Below are 19,672 nucleotides of genomic sequence, written 5' to 3' on the forward strand. Positions count from 1 at the left end.
CGTATGGCAAGATGTGTATTCCAGTACTGGAATACTAAACTTATTCGTATTTCATGCTCAACGGAAAAAGGATCAGTGTAGGAATGAATGATTGTTGTATTTGTCAAAATATGCTATGGTAAACACCATAATGAAATTAGTGCGTCTACAAGATAGATCGCAATATCAAACTGATAAAAAACGACCCGTTTTGAGGTCGTTTTTTTATGGCTATTTAAGGTTTAAAAAAAGCAGAACAATTGCCTCTTGTTTTTTTATATAATCTTTGGAAATCATCAATCATAGTATTAAGTGTTTGTGATAGGTAATTTATATATTCTTCTTGATTATAATCTTTAAACTTTTGATTCTGTGTAATAAAATTATCAACACGTTCTCTCATTTTTGGAGCTATAAAAAATGGTATATTGTATTTTGGTGTTTCACCTAACGCAACAGCACGTTCATTAGCTCTTGTACTTATTGCTACAGTCATGAAATCACCAATCATACATTCTTCTTTTTTGGGATCTGTATCTTTAGTATGTAAGTAACAGTCATAAACATCAGCAGCCAAACCTTTTACCCCTTCAGCACAATATTTTGGAAAAAACCTTTTTTCTGTCGCTTGTATCATAGCTTCAGAGGCATGTGTTGGCTTGTCTTCTGCTTGTGCGATCAAAGGAAATACCAGAATAGGCAAGGCAAGTAAGAATTTTCTCATTCATTAAACCTTAAGTAAAAACATTAAAATTATTTATTAATTCTCATTTTAAACCAAAAAATATCTTCATCAAAGGAATTAAATATGGCTACTACTCAGTATGCACAAATTGATCTCAATCGATTACAAGCAATCATTGAAAAATTTCAATATTCTGTTACAGACGCATCAAAAGTAATTCAGAAATTCTCTGCGAAACAAGATGGGCGTTTTCAAACCTCTTTAATTGCAGCGCTTAATGAAAAATTAAAAAATCCCACTGTTGTTATAAAAGAGATGCAAAGCGCAGGTATTCGGGATGGGCAAGATTATTTACAAACACAAAAAGTTTTAAATCAATTATTAAAAGAACAAAAGAGTGCATTTGGTGAGTTTACCTTAGCGTTACAAAAATTAACGTCTAAATTTGAAACATCTAACCCTTTTACGAAAGTTCAAAATGATAAAGATGCAGCAAATGCTTTAGGAATAAGTGTTTTTGAGCTAATGTTTAATCGATTTATGGCGCATCATAATGGTCTTAACGATGATCGAGCTGACCATAATGCAGAAATTGTAAAAGCAATTTTTGATAAAAGAAAAGACCCTGAAGCTCTTAAAAAAGATGAGTTGGTTGGAAGTTTATCAAACGTTCAAGGGAATGAACATTTAATACAAAATTTACAAAATGCTAATGGTTTTAATGAAGTTCTCCTTTTATTAATGCAAGCTGGATCAATTGCTAAAAAAGTAAAAGATCAAAATGCGTTAGATCATATTGCTAAAGTATTTGCTGGTGATCCAGGGAGTATTGGTATGTTTACCACTTCAACACAGGTTCCTATAGAAAATCAAAAATTTAAATCAGGAACTTCTGAAGGGACTAATCCTACTGATATAGTGGCAACAGAGTTTAACAATGCAAAAGATGCCGCATCTGCAATGAAAAGTCCCAACATACCATATGGGTATCATGCACAAGTTACCGCTCAAAATCGCGTAGAGGTAAATAACGCAGAGGCAGCTTCAATAAGAGGTCAGGGTTATGGGGATCAACTAAATTTTCTAACAGAAAAAATGATTAATAATCCTGGTTATACCGCAATTGTTACAGCTGGGTTACAATATGCACAACAAGTTGAATCTGTTATTGGAAGTATGGGAGGAGCAGGAGGTGCTGCATCTGATTTGGGAGGAGCTTTAATGGGGCTTGCTACCAAGATAAAAGATCCACGTATTCTTGCTGCTTTGGCTGGAGCTGGGGCAATTACACTGATTGAAACAGGAGCTCAACAATTATCAGGAACACATGATAATATTCGTCCCAAGCCAACAGCAAAAGAACGAGACGATGCATATAAAGTTGCTGTTGATGAGATAAATAATATTCGCAATAAATCAACAATAGACTATTTGAAAAAACAAGGAATAGACGTTCAATATAATAAAGTAATTCAAGCCTGATTTTCCATTCTTTTTGGCTTCCACAATGTTTACGAGCCAATTCATAAATACGGCGATCTAAGGGCTTTCTAAGCCTGAAATAATCTGGGCTGATGGTTAATACTTGATTAGAAATTATAGAACGATAGAGCCAATCTGGGAGGGTTACAGATACTCTGACCATACGACCGTCTTTTTCCTCAACAACACGCCAAGAATCAACTAGACCAAAGCCATGTGCCTCTCTTGTTTGTGCTGTTTCAATATTGGTTGTAATGCGAGTTCCTGCTAGTCGTTCAAGAGCCATTTTAGCCAGTTCGTAATATTGACCGCTCGTGCCTCTATTCGTAGTGATAAGGTAATCATAGATCGTAAAATGAACGGTTCTGCTGATTTCTTTTTCTTCGTAAACGGCTTGCATGAGTTTTGAGATGCAATAAATCCAAATATCTTTGTCATGAATGGTAGCCATTCCATACTTAGAATGAGGAGCGATAGAAATACTAAAATTGTTATGCTTATATTCTCTAAATTTAGTATTGCCAGCTTTTAAAGCAAATAAAGGGTGTTCCATACTAGCGATATCATCTTGGAATGTTAGATTATTAAAGATGTCAGCAATAAAGAAATCTGTTTGTTTATGTTTCTTTTTATCCTTTTTTTGAGTCTTGTCGCAAATATTGAATGGTGCTGTGATTAGCCATAAAGCTAGCTAATTTAGACGGGTATATTATTATTTAGACCGAATATGCTTTGAATGAGTTTTATTTGTTCGTTGATTGTCCATTTTCCTTTAAAACCCAGTCCTTTTTTAATCCAGAGAATGGCCTCATATCCTTTGAGTGTTTTTCTTGCGGTATGAAAAGATTGAAAACAGCCATTTCTTGGTATACCCCTCTTTAACCTGAAGTGATCATTTTCTATTCCCTGTTGCAAGGATTTCTTTGTTTCATGAACGCAGTGATTGGCAAGGATATGCTCATTCTTCATGGTTTGTATGGTCTTTGGAAACGGTAATGCTTTATCTGTTCCAATATGGGTTGGAGCGAACAGACCATCTTCTTTAAATGCTTTTCTAAAGAAAGGTTGTGCTGCTTTTATATTTCTTTTAGCTGTTAACAAGAAATCAATAACAGTCCCATGGTCTTGTCGTAAATTTAATTATGTATTTTAGTATGATATAAAAATGGAGTGAGTATTTATATTTTGGGAACGATTTATGTCTATAGCAAGCTTATATTAAGACCTAGGAATGATTTTAAAGGTCGTCATTTTAATGGATTGATGATTATCCAAGCGGTAAACTGGTATTTACGCTATTGTCTTAGCTATCGAGACATTGAGGAATTGTTTTTAGAACGTGGGATAAATACAGATCATAGCACGTTAAATCGTTGGGTATTACGCTATGCACCACTATTAGAAAAACGTTTGAGAAGCTATAGAAAGCCCCATTGTGGTGAGGTGAGGATTGATGAAACCTATATCAAAGTAAAAGGTCAGTGGAAGTATCTATATAGAGCCACTGATAAGAATGGAACTGCTATTGATTTCTTGTTAACAGCTAAAAGAAATATAAAAGCAGCACAACGTTTCTTTAGAAAGGCGTTTAAAAAAGATGGTCTGTTCGCTCCAACCCATATTGGCACAGATAAAGCATTACCGTTTCCAAAAACCATACAAACCATGAAGAATGAGCATATCCTTGCCAATCACTGCGTTCATGAAACAAAGAAATCCTTACAACAGGGAATAGAAAATGATCACTTCAGGTTAAAGAGGGGTATACCAAGAAATGGCTGTTTTCAATCTTTTCATACCGCAAGAAAAACACTCAAAGGATATGAGGCCATTCTCTGGATTAAAAAAGGACTGGGTTTTAAAGGAAAATGGACAATCAACGAACAAATAAAACTCATTCAAAGCATATTCGGTCTAAATAATAATATACCCGTCTAAATTAGCTAGCTTTATGGCTAATCACAGCACCATTCAATATTTGCGACAAGACCAAAAAAAGGGCAATATCACTATGCAATTTATACAAAATTTTTCCTTTGCAACTTTTTATGATACGACGTTGTCGTTACTGATTGCTTTTATCCTAGGAACCTTAATAGGCGCTGAACGTCAATATCGTCAAAGAACAGCAGGATTACGTACAAATGTGCTGGTTGCAATTGGTGCTGCTACTTTTGTTGATCTTGCTCAGCGTATGGGGGGAAATGTTGAGGCGGTTCGTGTTATAGCCTATGTTGTTTCTGGAATAGGATTTCTTGGTGCTGGTGTCATCATGAAAGAAGGTATGAATGTACGTGGTTTAAATACTGCTGCGACATTATGGTGTTCGGCCGCTGTTGGTTGCTGTGCAGGTGGAGATATGTTAACAGAGGCGTTAATACTTACTTTTTTTGTTATTTTTGGGAATACATTTCTACGTCGCTTGGCAAATGCAATCAATCGTATTCCTCTTAACGAAGAAACGGGTGAATCAACATTTGAAATACGTTTAAGTGTTGATCGAAAGGCTGCTCCGATATTACGTGAATTAGTCGTGGATCTGTTAGAAACAGCACAATATCCTGTCAGTGATGTTGAATTTTTTGATCTTTCAGACGATCGTGTGGAACTTGTGGCTACATTAATTAGTACAGCAATTGATAAAGAAGAAATTGAAGACGTCGTCAAAACATTAAGTAATCGCAAAGACGTATACCATGCCAATTGGGAAAGCAGTACTAAAGAATAATGGTCTTGTCACAAAGTTTTAAGTTGAGTGGTTTTTAATATTATTTCTTCAAAATAGGATTTTTTAATTCATTCAATTATATAGTTATTTTATAATAACTAATGCTAGCAAAAACTTAAAATTTTATAAAATTTAAACTTTGTGACAAAACCGTATTGAAGTTACCTCCTCTTTTTAGAAAATTGAGATGTTAAAAGAGAATAAGCTATTAATAAGTTAATGAATTTTGTTTATAACATCAGATTGAAATAAAATTTTTTATAAAAAAATGAGAAAAGCGACTTATGATTTCAGTAAATTTAACAACAACTTCATCAAGGTTGGGGCTTTGTAGTGCAACGATATGGTCGTTAATTCATCAAACCAAAAGACCTGACAAAATTTTCCTATGGATATCACACGAAGCATATTTATCAGATGAAGGTGTAAAAACCATACCCAGTTGGATTGATGAGTTAAATAGCATATCTAACATCGTAGATGTGAAATTTGTGGAAAATACAGGACCCTATAGAAAAATAATCAATGCCATAAAACTCTCTGACCATTCTGATATATTGGTTTACGCAGATGATGACGTTATTTATGGTGATATGTGGTTGGAAACATTATTACATGCTTTTTATAAAAATGACGCACAATTAGCAATTGCGTCAAGAATTAGAGTTGTTAAAAGAAATATTTTTGGATGGATGCAATCCTATAGTCGATATAGAATTTGTAAACAACCTATTAGATTTAATCGTGATTACATAATCACAGGCGTTGGTGGTTGCGTTTTAACCAAGCATATGATTAAAGAATCATTAATAAATAATAATGATTATATTTCACTCGCACCTAGAACAGATGATATATGGATTAGTAAGATATTGGAGCTATCGGGTACAGTAGTAGAGGCATGCCCTAAAGCGTTGACTTATGTTGATGAAATAGATCATAAAAATAATGCTCTTAATTTATCAAACACATATCAAACTAAACACGCAAATTTCATTTTCAAATTAATCAATAGACCTATGCAAATATTTTTATCTTACTTTGGTTTGCAGAGAACAAATAATGATATATCAATAAAAAAAATATCACATTATTTTAAAAACAAATAACTTTTAATCGTTGGATTTAAATGAATTTACTCCATAATGTAAAATGGCTTACGCTTTCACAAGTTATTAAAGTAGCTTGTCAATTATTAGGGTTGGTTATTTTTGCAAGATACCTCACACCAAAAGATATTGGTGTTATGTCACTGACTATGATTGTAGTCAGCTTTGTCAACATCTTAAGAGATATGGGGTCTTCAGCAGCAATTATTCAAAAGGAAGAGATTGACGATACGTTAATAAGCTCCGTTTTTATCTTAAATACAATAATGGGGTTTTCATTAGCGATAATTTTCTTTTTTTTGTCTTATTATATTTCTCATTTCTTTCAACTTGAACTGCTCAAATATACTATAAAGTTAATAAGCATTACGTTTATATTAAACAGCATCACATCCGTGCATTTGGCTCTTTTGGAAAGAAAATCCAAATTTAGAACCGTTGCTCTTACTGAGGTTATATCCTCAATGTCAGCGTTGGCAATAGGTATATATTTTGCAACGCATAATTTTGGTGTATATAGCCTCGTTTTTCAAACATTGTCTTTTTCGTTGTTAACCTCTATTTCTTTCTGTTTTTTTTCAGGGTGGAAAGTCAAATTTATATTTGATCTAGACAAGATTAAATCTATTTTTAAATTTAGTTCAAACCTAGTTTTATTTAATTTCGTAAATTATTTCTCAAGAAATAGTGACGAAATGATTATAGGTAAATTTTTTACAGCAGCAATATTGGGAGAATATTCTCTGGCATACAGAGTAATGTTATTTCCGGTTCAAAATATGAGATCCATATTAACGCGGTCTTTATATCCAATTTTGAGCCGATTACAAACATCGTCTAATGAAGCTGTTGAGGTCTATTTTAAATCTATTAAAGCGATTGCAATGATCGTTCCACCAGTGATGTTATGCTTATCAGCGGTTAGTCATGAATTTTCTCTTTTGATTTTTGGCTCTCAATGGTTACTGTTACCAAAATTATTGGTTTGGTTATCAGTTGTCGGTATCTTACAAGCAATAGTTAGTACAACAGGTGCTGTTTTTATGTCCAAAGGAAAAACGGACTTATTGTTGTATATTTCAATTTTTAATTCAGTTCTTCAAGTTGGTTCATTTATTATTGGTGGGTTTTATGACATTGAGGTACTTGTAAAACTATATTTACTAGCAAATGCGATTATGTTTTTTCCTAATACGATGTTAGCTGTCAGATTATTGGGGGGACGCTTCTCTGATTTTATGCTATGCATATATAAACCCATGCTATGTGCTGCCTTGATGTTTTGTCTTGTAAAATTTATTAGTGTTTATTTTGTAGATTTGAACATATCACTCTTGGAAATTTTTATTATTAAAATTTTACTTAGTTTCGTCATATATATTTCATTATTGTTTGCTACAAATCTAGATTTATATCACGCAGTTAAAAATAAATTTTTTGCAGAGCATATTTCTAAAAAAAAATAATATTTGTTATCGACAATCAAATGTAGCTTGAAATGGTAATGTTTGGCTATTATCACTTTATGAGGATTGTTTAAGATTTATTTACCTCAATTTGTATAGTAATTCTGATCTTGTCGCAAATATTGAATGGTGCTGTGATTAGCCATAAAGCTAGCTAATTTAGACGGGTATATTATTATTTAGACCGAATATGCTTTGAATGAGTTTTATTTGTTCGTTGATTGTCCATTTTCCTTTAAAACCCAGTCCTTTTTTAATCCAGAGAATGGCCTCATATCCTTTGAGTGTTTTTCTTGCTGTATGAAAAGATTGAAAACAGCCATTTCTTGGTATACCCCTCTTTAACCTGAAATGATCATTTTCTATTCCCTGTTGTAAGGATTTTTTTGTTTCATGAACGCAGTGATTGGGAAGGATATACTCATTCTTCATGGTCTGTATGGTTTTTGGAAACGGTAATGCTTTATCTGTTCCAATATGAGTGGGTGCAAATAGACCATCTTTTTTAAACGCCTTTCTAAAGAAACGTTGTGCTGCTTTGATATTTCTTTTAGCTGTTAATAAGAAATCAATAGCAGTTCCATTCTTATCAATGGCTCTATATAGATACTTCCACTGACCTTTTACTTTGATATAGGTTTCATCAATCCTCACCTCACCACAATGGGGCTTTCTATAGCTTCTCAAAGGTTTTTCTAATAGAGGAGCATAGCGTAATACCCAACGGTTTAACGTGTTATGATCTGTATTTATCCCACGTTTTAGGAATAATTTCTCAATATCTCGATAGCTAAGACAATAGCGTAAATACCAGTTTACCACTTGGATAATCATCAATCCATTAAAATGACGATCTCTAAAATCATCTCTAGATCTTAATATAAGCTTGCTATAGATACCAATAGACATAAATCGTTCCAGTATATAAATATTCAGACAACTTCTATATCATACTAAAATACATAATTAAAATTGCGACAAGACCTTGGTTTTAAATTGGAAAATCTGCTTGCCATCCTCCCCCTAATGCTTTGTACAGATTTGTTAAGGCAACATCTGTATCTGTATCCATTTTAACTAATGCTCTTTGTGCTAATAAAAGTTTGTTTTGAACAGAAATTACATTTAAGAAATCTATTACTCCTTCTTTATATTGTGTCTGTGCTATTTCCAAAGCAGTTTGATTTTGTTTAACTGATTCTTGCCATTGTTCTCGTTGGTTTTGTGCCGCATTATAAGTAGTTAAAGCATCATCAACTTCATGCCAAGCACGAAGCACTGTACGTTGATAATTAATAGCCATTTCTTTTTGCTGGGCTTTACGTAACTCCAATGTGCCATGTAACTTTCCTCCTTCAAAAAACGGAATGCTTATTGTGGGTCCTAATCCATATTGCCTTGATGCCAAAGCACCTAAACCAGAAAATTGCAAAGCTTGAATATCTAAGCTTCCTGATAAAGTAATACGTGGATAAAAATCAGCTTTTGCAACACCAATATTTGCTGTTGCTGCATGTAACTGTGCCTCAGCTGCACGAATATCTGGACGAAAACGTGCCAAGTCAGAGGGTAATCCCATTGGCACCCTAGGTGGAACAGGTGGAACAGGTTGAGGTGTTGATAATTCTTGTTTTAATGCACGAGGGGGTTCCCCCAATAAAAAACTTAATGCATTTATTAGCTGTGCTTCTTGTTTTTGAAGCTCTGGCAAATCAGCACGAATAGTTGCCACTTGTGCAGAAGCATTTGCGACATCCAGATTAGTTGTTGCACCATTTGTAAAACGCAGCTTGGTTAAGGACAAACTATGGGTTGCAATATCCAAATTTTCTTTAACAATTATGATCTGTGCTTGCACACCACGTAACTGAATATAATCTCTTGCTATTTCAGCTAGTACACTGATCAAAATACCACGGCGTGTATCTTCACTTGCTTCAACCATTGCGCTAGAGGCTTCAACAGAACGACGTACCCGTCCCCACAAATCAACTTCCCATGAAGAATCAAATCCATATTGCCAAAGATTAAACGGGTGTGATCCACTGCTTCCAGGCAATGCTGAAGGACCAAAACCAGGCGAGCCATTGGCAATTGTATCTATTGCTTGAGGTTGCGTTGTTCCCATTAAGCCAAGGATTCCATTTGGACTGGCTCTTTCACGCGCATAAGAAGCATTTAAATGCGCAGTGGGATATCGATCCGCACCGACAATACGTCGTTCTGAGCGACTTTGTGCCAGTCTTGCAGAGGCCTCTGCAACATCTAAGTTAGCAGCTGCTACTCTACTAACTAAAGAAGAAAGTTCTTTATCTTGAAAAATATTCCACCACATTGGATCGACAGGCATAGTTATTACTTGGCTTTTTGCAGGTTTTCCAGTTGGTGGTAAAAAACTTGATGGAAGCTTCGCTGTTGGTTTTTCCCAATCTGGTCCAACTGAACATCCTCCTAATAATAAAAGAGAAAAAACAAAGATAAAATTATTTTTTTTAAACATGATCTATCTACTCTTAACTACTTGATAATTAAAATGTGTTTTTATTGTTTTTCTTTGTTTGAGCAGTATTGATACTTACTTCTACGGACATACCAACGCGAAGACGTTTTGCTAAACCCTGATGAGGATCAAGGTAAATTTTAACAGGAATTCGTTGTACTACTTTGGTAAAGTTACTTGTTGCGTTGTCAGGAGGGAGCGGTGAAAACGCAATCCCATTGGCAGGGGCAATATTATCCACATTACCATTGAACGTTTTCCCAGGAAGACTATCCACTGTAATCTTAACCTGTTGTCCAGATTCTATATGTGTTAATTGTGTTTCTTGAAAATTTGCAACGATGTAAACCGATTCTAAAGGGACAACCGCCATTAATGCTTTGCCAGGATTAACATATCCACCTACACGAACACTGCGTTGACCAATCATTCCGTCTATGGGGGATAAAATAGTTGTGTAAGAAAGATTTAACCGAGCCTGTTCAAGTTCTGCTTGTGCACGTGCAATATCGGCGATACTTTCCTCATGTTTGGCTTTTAAAACAGCCAATTGGTGTTGAGCTGCAGTGGCCGCAGCACTATCACGTTCTTTAATCGCAGTTTTTTGTTGAAGTTGTGATGCAGATTTTTGTTGTTGCTCTACTGTGCCTGCCCCCCCACGGGAAAGATTATGGTAACGGGTGGCATTCTCTTTGGCAAAAATAACAGCAGCATTATCAGCACGAACCGTTGCTTTTGCTTGCATAATTACAGAATCCTGTCTGACCAATTCTGCGGACAGATTATCTGCTTTTGCCTCTGCACTTTTAAGGGATGCTTCCGCAAAACGAACTGCTGTGCGATAATCTTTGTCATCAATATGAGCAAGTTTTTGTCCAGCGTGAACATATTGATTATCTTCTACATATACTCGATCGATCAAGCCACTAATTTTTGGGGCGACCACTGTAAAATCCGCAACGATATAGGCATCATTAGTGGTTTGCGTAACGCCATTTCCAATAAGTAATTTATCGGCAATAATAGCAATCAATGCACAACAAGCGATACTGAAAATTAAAAGGATTTTTTTCATTTTTGTCATAATTATACTACCTTTTATGAAGGAGAATTAGATTTTGAAATATTATTTAAAAAAGGTGGGTAAATACGGGTTGCGACCAGAGGAATAAATATCAGTAAAACACTGGCAATCCCAATCATGACCAGGTTAATATCGGCAATTGTTAAAACTGTTGCTTGATCTTTGACTGATTTGGCAAGCATTTGTAGAGATTCTGGATGGCGATTTAAGTTAGCTAGTACAAAATGAGAGCTGCCATAATGATCTAATAAATGATGAGAATGAGTATGCTCTCTCCATGTTTCCATAAAGCTGATTAAGCCTATGGCAATTATGTTAGAAAACCCTTTGAGCATATTAAACATCCCAGAGACAAAAGGTCCATCTGTTGGAGCTAACCCTATGGTTGCCAGCATTAAAATCGAAATAACTGCCATTGGTTGACCAAAGACCTGTAACATTTGCAAAAGATAAAAATTACCTCCGTACCAATCAGATGTAATAAAAGTTCCGCCATAACTTGACAGGATCATTAATCCCAAACCCCCTGCTAAAACCCAGCGGCAATCAACATGTTTAATATTGCAAAAGGCTGCAACTAGTGGCAAAGCAATTAACTGTGGTATGGCTACGATCAAAGTCATAGGAACAAGTTGTAAAGGGCGGTATTCTCTGATCTCAATAAGATATGAAGAAGCCAAATCCATATTTGCTACGGATAAGACCAACACGACAGATAATGAAATTAATGAAAAGGATAAGTTACAGCTTTTAAGCATTTGAATGCGAAAAAATGGTAATGGATGAAACCATTCATTTATTAAAAACATAATAAACAAAAAAACACCACCAACAAGTAAATGACAAATCAAGGGTGAATTAAACCAATCCAAGCGATCCCCTTGTATTAAACCAATCACAATCATGCTGATGGCTGGAAATCCCAAGAGTAATCCTGACCAATTAAATTGGCGAAAACGTTCTAATCTTAATGGATCTTGGGGAATGCCATAAGCAATCAAGGCAATACTTAATAAGCTTAATGGAATAGCTTCCCAAAAAACGGCTTTCCATCCGAAATATTCAAAAGAATAAGCCGCAATTGAAGTGGCAAGATTGGGACCACATGTTGCTGTTAATGCATAGGCACCAAGTCCGTAAATTTTAATTTTAGGAGGCAGATAACGTAAAGCAACCGTCATTAACATTGGCGGCAAAGATCCCCCTGCAAATCCTTGAATAGAGCGTAGAACATATAAACTGTTCAGATTGGGCATAAATGGCGCAAGAAATGCCATCAATGCAAAGATAGAAATCATAGTGATGGTAAATTTACGTAAGGAAAAGGTAACAGAACACCATGGGGCAAATGCCATTGCTGAAATTTGAAAGGCTTCATAAATGGCTGTAAACCAAGTTCCTTCATCATAGCTAATACCTAGTATTCCTTTAATATCAGCTAAATCAATATCAGTGACATGTTCATTAAACCCCGATACCAGTACTGCGATAAGTACACCCATTAATCCTATGGAAACACGCAACGTAAAGGGTGTCGGTGTTGTTTTTGATACATGTATTCTTGGGGTTGCAATCGCTTCACTCACGATAGGTCACCTTAATCTTAAACTATTTAGAACTATTTCAGATGATTTTTATGAAGTTGTATATTTCTTAAATTACTGATATATGCTTTCACATATAGAATCATCCTAACATAGGATGTTTAAATATAGTAAGATCGAATTAATGTAAAGAGGAATAATAATGTTTACTAAAATTTTAATAAGTTTAGATGGATCAAAACAGGTCAAAAATATTCTTCCTGTTGCTGTTAGCCTTGCTAAAGCATATCAAGCGACATTATGTGTAATTTGTGTTGTAGATCCTGCGTATTTTTTAGAAGAATCGAACAGTAAAAAAGAGAATATGGTAAATGAAATAGACTATCCTGCTGCGGCAAGAGAAAGCACAATTGTCGAGGAGTTTATGGAAAAAATAGTAACCGATTTACGCAAAGAAAAAATATTAGTAGATGGTAAAATCATCGGCGGGGAGCCTGAGCAATCGATTCCTAAAGCAGCTAAAGAAATGGGGTGCGATATGATTATTATGGGACATCGTCATTTATCATGGCTGGGGCAATTAACAGAAACATCAATATGTCATTCTGTTATCAAAAACTCATTCCTTCCTGTTTTAGTTGTGCCTCAACCTGATAAAGGGTAATAAATAATTATAAATAGACGCATTATTTATTTAACCAGTTAGAAAATACAAAACCATGCTAAAAACTACAGCGCTTCCACAACTCAATCGAGTATCCTTAGTTGAATCAACAATTCATCTTATTCGCTCTCAAATAAAGAGTGGCAAATGGAAAGTGGGCGAACGTATTCCCAAAGAGGCAGACCTAGCGACGATGTTACAAGTTGGACGTAATACGGTGCGTGAAGCTATTCGGGCTTTGTCCCACGCACAAATATTGGAAGTTCGTCAAGGTGATGGCACCTATGTAAGATGCAGTGTTGATCCAGCAGAGGTAATGCGCCGTGTAAACAGTGCCAGTTTAAAAGATCATTTCGAGTTGCGTGCAATTTTAGAAACCGAAGCAGCACGGCTTGCAGCTATACGCAGAACTGACGAAGATTTAAAAGAGATTGATCAGCTTTTGAAAGAGCGTGGTGACATTCCTACAAAAGATAATCTTGTTGAATTTATAGAACGAGATATTGCTTTTCATACTGCTATTACCAAAGCGGCTCATAATGAAGCATTATTAGAGCTATATTCTTATTTCTCGATAGATATTCAGAATAATGTAAAAAAAGTTAAAAATATTAAAAATATGAAGGAACCAGGAAAATCAGCACATTTGGAAATAGTTCAAGCAATCAAAGATCAAAACCCAGAAAAAGCGGGTGCTGCTGCCAAAGCTGTTATTATGCCCATTATTGAAAACCTTATAATATTTGCCAATGAGGTATAAAAGCAGTACAATGTTTCTTTAGAAAATAGTTTAAAGAGAATAGATTATTTGCACCCACTCATATTGGAACAGATAAAGCCTCTTCTTTTCCAAAGACCATACAGACCATGAAAAATGAGAATATACTTCCCAATCACTACGATAATGAAATAGAAAAAATATTGACTTTAAAGAAAAAAGAACTATTTTACAATAAATTAATTTTATTCAAAACATCTTTGGACTAAATAATATAATAGCGGTCTAAATTAGCCATCTTTACGGATAATTACATATCAATTCAACATTTGCGACAAGACTAAATTGATTATTTTGTTTGAAAAATTTATTTAAAATAATATATATTTTTCATTAATTTTTTATTAATATGAATTTTGAGATAATTTCCATATGAAACAAATTTGTTGCAACAATTTAAATATATTAATAAAGGGAATATAATGACTACTTATACTGTTTTGCCTGGTTCTCCTATCACTGGGCGTGTACTTGAAGATGGCGATATACAAAATATCAACAGAAATGGAAGAACTACTGATACGGTAATTAATAGTGGTGGTATTGAGAACAATAATGGAGGAAGAACTCTAAACACTTCAGTGAATAATGGTGGTGTTCAAAATAACAATGCAGGTATTACTAGTAATACAAGTATTAATTTTGGTGGTGTTCAAAATAATCGAAATTCGGCTGTTGGTACTATAATTAATAATGGTGGTGTTCAAAATAATTATTCAGGTATTACTAGTAATACAACCATTAATAATGGTGGTGTTCAAATTATATCGGGTGGTCTCGCTAGTAATACAACCATTAATAATGGTGGTGTTCAAAGTGTTTTGTATCCAGGAAAAGCCGCTTCTACTACTGTTGCTGGTGGAACAATGTATGTTGGCGATCATACTGTTGCGACTGACACAGTTGTTACTGCTGGTGGTAAAGTCTATGTTGGTACTTCTGCACAGCTTAATCGGTTTCAAGTTTCTAGTGGTGGCTATGTCTCTTTAGGAAGTGCGGGGCAATTAGGCCTTACTGATAATATTATTTATGCGGGTGGTTCTCTTGTATTAGGAAGCCCTGATAATCTAGGGACGGTGTACCTCGAGGGGGGGCATTTAACAGTTTCTGGTCTTGAAAATGGGGGAGTTCTTACTACACGCATTCAAACGTTGGACCAAGACGAAAGCTATATTGAGTTTGTAGGTATTTATCCTAACGATGTGAAGTCTGTAGATTATGTGAATGCAGGTGGATCATCAACAAACAATAACGTTACCTTGACTTTAAATAATGGTGAAAAAATCACAATTACTGTTGCTGGTGCAAAAGAAACGGGGTATGAATTGGGTGTTGGACCTGATGGATATTTAACGTATAGTGCTTGTTTTTTGATGGGTACGTTAATTAGAACTGTTTGTGGAGAGGTTGCTGTTGAGGATATTTGTGTTGGGGATGAAGTATTGACCTTTGACTGGCAACAAGAAAAAGAGGTTGTGCGTAAAGTTCGTTGGGTTGGCCGGCAGAATATGACTGTAAAGACGTACTTGCCTGATGATGAAGCTGGTTATCCTGTGCGTGTATTAAAAGATGCTGTTTCCGAGGGTGTTCCTCATAAAGATTTGCTTGTAACGCCTGAACATTGTTTATTCTTTGAAGGTAAGTTTGTACCTGTTAGAATGTTAATTAATGGTATAAGCATTTATTATGATAAAGAAATAACAGAATATGACTATTTTCATATTGAAACAGAGGAACATTCTGTTATTTGGGCAAATGCTATGTTAACTGAAAGTTATCTTGACACGGGTAATCGTGGTCAATTTAAACAAAAAAAAGGCGATTTCTTTTTGTTTGCCCTTCCCACTAAATCTAATCAAATAAAAGATTGGAAAAAAGATGCTGCTGCGGAACTTACTGTTGCACGTAATTATGTTGAACCTCTTTATCATCAATTAGTACAACGTGGTATATCCATGGGGTTGCCAATGGTTCAAACACAACAAACAGCGCTTACTAATGATCCTAATTTGCATTTGATTACATCAACAGGGTTAGTAATTCAGCCTAAATCTAATCAAGAAGGTCGTTATTTTTTTGTAATTCCTGATAATATTGGTTATGTTTACCTTGTTTCTAGAACAAGTCGCCCAAGTGATGTTATTGGACCTTTCGTTGATGATCGTCGTCACTTAGGAGTGTTGGTTGGAGATATACATATCTTAACAAAAACTCAAATCATTCCTATTACTACCCATTTAGAACAACCAGAGTTACAAGGATGGGATATTATTGAGGATGAACCCTGTCGTTGGACAAACGGAAAGGCATTATTAAATATAGAACAAAACTATCAACAACAATGTGTTTTGGTTGTTAATATTATTGCTTCTAATCATTATCGAATTGAAGAAGATAAACAAGATTTGATTTTGTCGAAAATAGCTTAAAAAATTGTCTGCGACAAAGAGTCTTGTCGCAGACAATTACTTAATATATGATTAATCATAAAAGTCGTCTTATCGCAAATGTTGAACTGATATGTAATTAGCCATAAAGATAGCTAGTTTAGACCACTATTATGTTATTTAATCCGAAGATATTTTGGATGAGGTTTCTTTGTTTGTTGATCGTCCATTTTCCTTTAAAGCCCAGAATTTTTTGAGCCAGAGGATTGCTTCATATCCTTTAATTGTTTTTCTTGCTGTACGAACAGACTGAAAACAGGCATTTTTTGGAATAACTCTTCTATATTTCGATAACTTAAGGAATAGCGTAAATACCAGTTGATCGCTTGGATAATCATCAATCCATTAAAGTGACGACCTTTAAAATCATCTTTATATCTTAATATAAGCTTGCTATAGATAATAATAGACATAAATATTTCCTAAATATAAATAGTCAACCTCATATCTATAAAAAACTTTCCTTCACTCTATATTTGCGACATAACCCTCACAATTGCTTAATAAAACGATATTGATATTCAAAATATCTGATGACCTATATAATTTAGCGGATATCTTGTATATAAGTATCGAGATATTTTTAGTTTCAAAAGCACATTGCCCGTGCATTATTTACTTATCATTTTTGTAAAATATAACTATATGTTTACTAAATATAATATCGAGTAGAAAGACATATTAATGCCCTCCTCTGAATTTCATACTGACCCTGCTCCGTTATATTTAAAAACTAAGCAAATGATTATCAACAAGATTCAATCTGGAGAATGGTATTATAACTTTAAAATACCTTCTGAAGCAGAATTGGTAAAACATCTATCTATCAGTCGTATGACGATCAATCGTGCCATGCGCGAATTAATGTCAGAGGGATATTTAATACGAATACAAGGGGTTGGCAGTTTTGTTGCCAAACAAAAAGGACAATCAGCACTCTTTAAAGTTGAAAATATTGCTGATGAAATCCAACAAAGAGGACGAAGCCACTCAAGTCAAGTGATTATCATGGAAACCATCGATCTTAACGACGCTGAATCTTCTATTAAAAGGTTGGATTTTCAACAAGGCACCCCTATTTATCATTCTTTAATCGTGCATTACGAAGATAAAATTCCCGTTCAAATAGAAGAACGATATGTCAACGCAGAAATAGTTCCAGAATATATATTACAAGATTTTACCAAACAAACCCCTAACAAATATTTAAATCATGTTGCCCCTGCAACAGAGGGGGAACATATTGTAGAAGCCGTTCTGGCTGATAAACAAGAATGTTCTTTGTTAAATATCAATCCCAAAGATCCTTGTTTGTTGATTTATAGACGCACTTGGTCTAATGCAATCATTATATCCAACACAAAGCTGATTTATCCAGGATCAAGATATCAATTAAAAGGAAAGTTTGGATTGTAACTCAAATCAATCACTATGGATAATTTTTGATAATAAAAATTTGATTTGCCATCATAATATTTTTCTCTTAAGTTGTATATATAAGTACATACAAGCACATACAAGTTAAGGGGTAAAGAACAATGAGCACCAATTTATTTCGTGATGTTATTATCAAAGCACCAACAGGAACTCAATTAACTGCTAAAAGTTGGCTAACTGAAGCCCCTTTGCGTATGTTAATGAATAATCTTGATCCTGATGTTGCTGAAAATCCTAAAGAATTAGTAGTATATGGTGGTATTGGTAGAGCCGCACGAAACTGGGAATGTTTTGATAAAATCGTTGCTGTTCTTAAAGAGCTTAATGAAGATGAAACCCTGTTAATTCAATCGGGCAAACCTGTTGGTGTTTTTAAAACACATCGTAATGCCCCTCGTGTACTCATTGCAAATTCAAACCTTGTTCCGCATTGGGCAACATGGAAACATTTTAATGAGCTTGATGCCAAAGGACTGATGATGTATGGACAAATGACTGCTGGCAGCTGGATTTACATTGGCAGCCAGGGAATTGTTCAAGGAACCTATGAAACCTTTGTTGAGGCAGGTCGCCAACATTATCAAGGCAATTTAAAAGGGAAATGGATTTTAACCGCTGGACTTGGGGGTATGGGTGGGGCTCAACCTCTTGCGGCAACGTTTGCTGGTGCATGTTCTTTAACAATTGAATGTCAGCAAAATAGTATTGATTTTCGCCTGAGAACAAAATATGTCGATGAACAAGCCGTTGATCTGGATGATGCATTAAATCGTATTCAAAAATATACGCATGAAGGCAAAGCCGTTTCCATTGCCCTATGTGGCAATGCTGCCGATATATTACCCCAATTGGTTCGTCGTAATATTCGACCTGATATGGTCACAGATCAAACCAGCGCTCATGATCCTTTAAATGGCTATTTACCTAAAAATTGGACATGGGAAGAATATCGAAAAGAAGCGAAAACAAATCCCGATAAAGTCATCAAAGCAGCTAAACAATCTATGGCAGATCATGTCAAAGCCATGCTTGCATTTCAGAAAATGGGAATTCCGACGTTTGATTATGGTAATAATATTCGGCAAATGGCTTTTGAAGAAGGCGTTCAAAACGCATTTGATTTTCCAGGATTTGTGCCTGCTTATATTCGCCCTTTATTTTGTCAAGGTATTGGACCGTTTCGTTGGGTTGCTTTGTCTGGAGATCCAAAAGATATTTATAAAACAGACGCAAAAGTAAAAGAGCTTATTCCCGATGATGAACATTTACATCATTGGCTGGATATGGCCAAAGAAAGAATCCGTTTCCAAGGGCTACCCGCACGTATTTGTTGGGTCGGCTTGGGATTGCGTGCAAAATTAGGATTAGCCTTTAATGAAATGGTTCGTTCTGGTGAGGTCAGCGCACCGATTGTTATTGGGCGTGACCATCTGGATTCCGGATCTGTTGCCAGTCCCAATCGAGAAACGGAATCTATGTGCGACGGCAGCGATGCTGTCTCTGACTGGCCATTATTAAATGCCTTATTAAATACGGCTGGCGGTGCAACATGGGTTTCTTTGCATCATGGCGGGGGTGTGGGTATGGGATTCTCTCAACATTCAGGTGTTGTTATTGTTTGTGATGGCACGGATGAAGCAGCGGAAAGAATTGCACGAGTATTACATAACGATCCTGCAACAGGGGTAATGCGCCATGCAGATGCTGGCTACGAAATTGCGATTAAATGTGCAAAAGAAAAAAACTTAAACCTACCCATGGTTAAATAA

The 19,672-nt window shown here is 35.2% G+C and carries 15 protein-coding genes and 2 pseudogenes; 9 read left to right on the top strand and 8 right to left on the bottom strand.

The genetic code is table 11. The features are described 5' to 3' along the window. Positions 1-214: 214 nt before the first annotated feature. From QJV33_RS11035 to QJV33_RS11045, 3 genes and pseudogenes are all read right to left on the bottom strand, one after another. On the bottom strand, positions 215-703 hold the full coding sequence (locus QJV33_RS11035; RefSeq protein WP_281463452.1) for a hypothetical protein: 489 nt from the start codon (positions 701-703) through the stop codon (positions 215-217). 1,246 nt (positions 704-1,949) lie between these two features. Further along, a complete protein-coding gene (locus tag QJV33_RS11040; protein ID WP_281463453.1) occupies positions 1,950-2,699 on the bottom strand; it encodes a replication initiator protein A in 750 nt (249 codons plus the stop codon). Between the two features lie 143 nt (positions 2,700-2,842). Continuing rightward, positions 2,843-3,259 (bottom strand): annotated as a pseudogene (locus tag QJV33_RS11045) (DDE-type integrase/transposase/recombinase); the annotation flags it as partial. Between the two features lie 72 nt (positions 3,260-3,331). On the opposite strand from QJV33_RS11045, the gene QJV33_RS11050 reads away from it, so the two are divergent. From QJV33_RS11050 to QJV33_RS11065, 4 genes are all read left to right on the top strand, one after another. Beyond that, positions 3,332-4,084 carry an IS6 family transposase gene (locus QJV33_RS11050; RefSeq protein WP_281463509.1) on the top strand — a complete coding sequence of 251 codons (753 nt, stop codon included), beginning with the start codon at positions 3,332-3,334 and terminating at the stop codon, positions 4,082-4,084. A 73-nt stretch (positions 4,085-4,157) separates the two neighbouring features. Then, positions 4,158-4,874, top strand: coding sequence for an MgtC/SapB family protein (locus QJV33_RS11055; RefSeq protein ID WP_281463454.1), 717 nt, complete (start codon positions 4,158-4,160; stop codon positions 4,872-4,874). A gap of 284 nt (positions 4,875-5,158) precedes the next feature. Next, positions 5,159-5,983, top strand: a complete 825-nt coding sequence (locus QJV33_RS11060) for a glycosyltransferase (RefSeq protein ID WP_281463455.1) — start codon at positions 5,159-5,161, stop codon at positions 5,981-5,983. Positions 5,984-6,003: 20 nt separating this feature from the next. Then, entirely contained in the window at positions 6,004-7,449 is a 1,446-nt protein-coding gene (locus QJV33_RS11065; RefSeq protein ID WP_281463456.1) for a lipopolysaccharide biosynthesis protein, read from the top strand. A gap of 159 nt (positions 7,450-7,608) precedes the next feature. Here the strand turns inward: QJV33_RS11065 and QJV33_RS11070 are convergent, their stop codons facing one another. The 4 genes from QJV33_RS11070 to QJV33_RS11085 form a co-directional block, all read right to left on the bottom strand. After that, positions 7,609-8,358 (bottom strand): IS6 family transposase, encoded by a 750-nt coding sequence (locus QJV33_RS11070; RefSeq protein WP_281463457.1) that lies wholly within the window; start codon positions 8,356-8,358, stop codon positions 7,609-7,611. A gap of 82 nt (positions 8,359-8,440) precedes the next feature. Continuing rightward, complete coding sequence (locus QJV33_RS11075) at positions 8,441-9,949, bottom strand: efflux transporter outer membrane subunit (protein ID WP_281463458.1); 1,509 nt, start codon at positions 9,947-9,949, stop codon at positions 8,441-8,443. A gap of 28 nt (positions 9,950-9,977) precedes the next feature. Further along, entirely contained in the window at positions 9,978-11,033 is a 1,056-nt protein-coding gene (locus tag QJV33_RS11080; RefSeq protein WP_281463459.1) for an HlyD family secretion protein, read from the bottom strand. Positions 11,034-11,047: 14 nt separating this feature from the next. Next, positions 11,048-12,619 carry an MFS transporter gene (locus QJV33_RS11085; RefSeq protein ID WP_281463460.1) on the bottom strand — a complete coding sequence of 524 codons (1,572 nt, stop codon included), beginning with the start codon at positions 12,617-12,619 and terminating at the stop codon, positions 11,048-11,050. A gap of 160 nt (positions 12,620-12,779) precedes the next feature. Here QJV33_RS11085 and QJV33_RS11090 point away from each other — a divergent pair, with 160 nt between their 5' ends. The 3 genes from QJV33_RS11090 (at position 12,780) to QJV33_RS11100 (ending at position 16,448) form a co-directional block, all read left to right on the top strand. Beyond that, positions 12,780-13,241: a universal stress protein gene (locus QJV33_RS11090; protein WP_281463461.1), complete on the top strand. Its 462-nt coding sequence runs from the start codon at positions 12,780-12,782 to the stop codon at positions 13,239-13,241. A gap of 55 nt (positions 13,242-13,296) precedes the next feature. Beyond that, positions 13,297-14,001 carry a FadR/GntR family transcriptional regulator gene (locus QJV33_RS11095; protein ID WP_281463462.1) on the top strand — a complete coding sequence of 235 codons (705 nt, stop codon included), beginning with the start codon at positions 13,297-13,299 and terminating at the stop codon, positions 13,999-14,001. A gap of 440 nt (positions 14,002-14,441) precedes the next feature. Beyond that, on the top strand, positions 14,442-16,448 hold the full coding sequence (locus tag QJV33_RS11100; protein WP_281463463.1) for a Hint domain-containing protein: 2,007 nt from the start codon (positions 14,442-14,444) through the stop codon (positions 16,446-16,448). A gap of 290 nt (positions 16,449-16,738) precedes the next feature. On the opposite strand, the pseudogene QJV33_RS11105 reads toward QJV33_RS11100, so the two are convergent. Continuing rightward, positions 16,739-16,879, bottom strand: a pseudogene (locus QJV33_RS11105) (IS6 family transposase); the annotation flags it as partial. A 271-nt stretch (positions 16,880-17,150) separates the two neighbouring features. Between QJV33_RS11105 and hutC the strand changes: the two are divergent. Continuing rightward, on the top strand, positions 17,151-17,882 hold the full coding sequence (gene hutC, locus QJV33_RS11110) for a histidine utilization repressor (RefSeq protein ID WP_281463464.1): 732 nt from the start codon (positions 17,151-17,153) through the stop codon (positions 17,880-17,882). Between the two features lie 122 nt (positions 17,883-18,004). After that, positions 18,005-19,672 (top strand): urocanate hydratase, encoded by a 1,668-nt coding sequence (gene hutU / locus QJV33_RS11115; RefSeq protein WP_281463465.1) that lies wholly within the window; start codon positions 18,005-18,007, stop codon positions 19,670-19,672.

This window comes from Commensalibacter nepenthis (assembly GCF_029953305.1).
In the GTDB taxonomy this organism is placed as follows: domain Bacteria; phylum Pseudomonadota; class Alphaproteobacteria; order Acetobacterales; family Acetobacteraceae; genus Commensalibacter; species Commensalibacter nepenthis.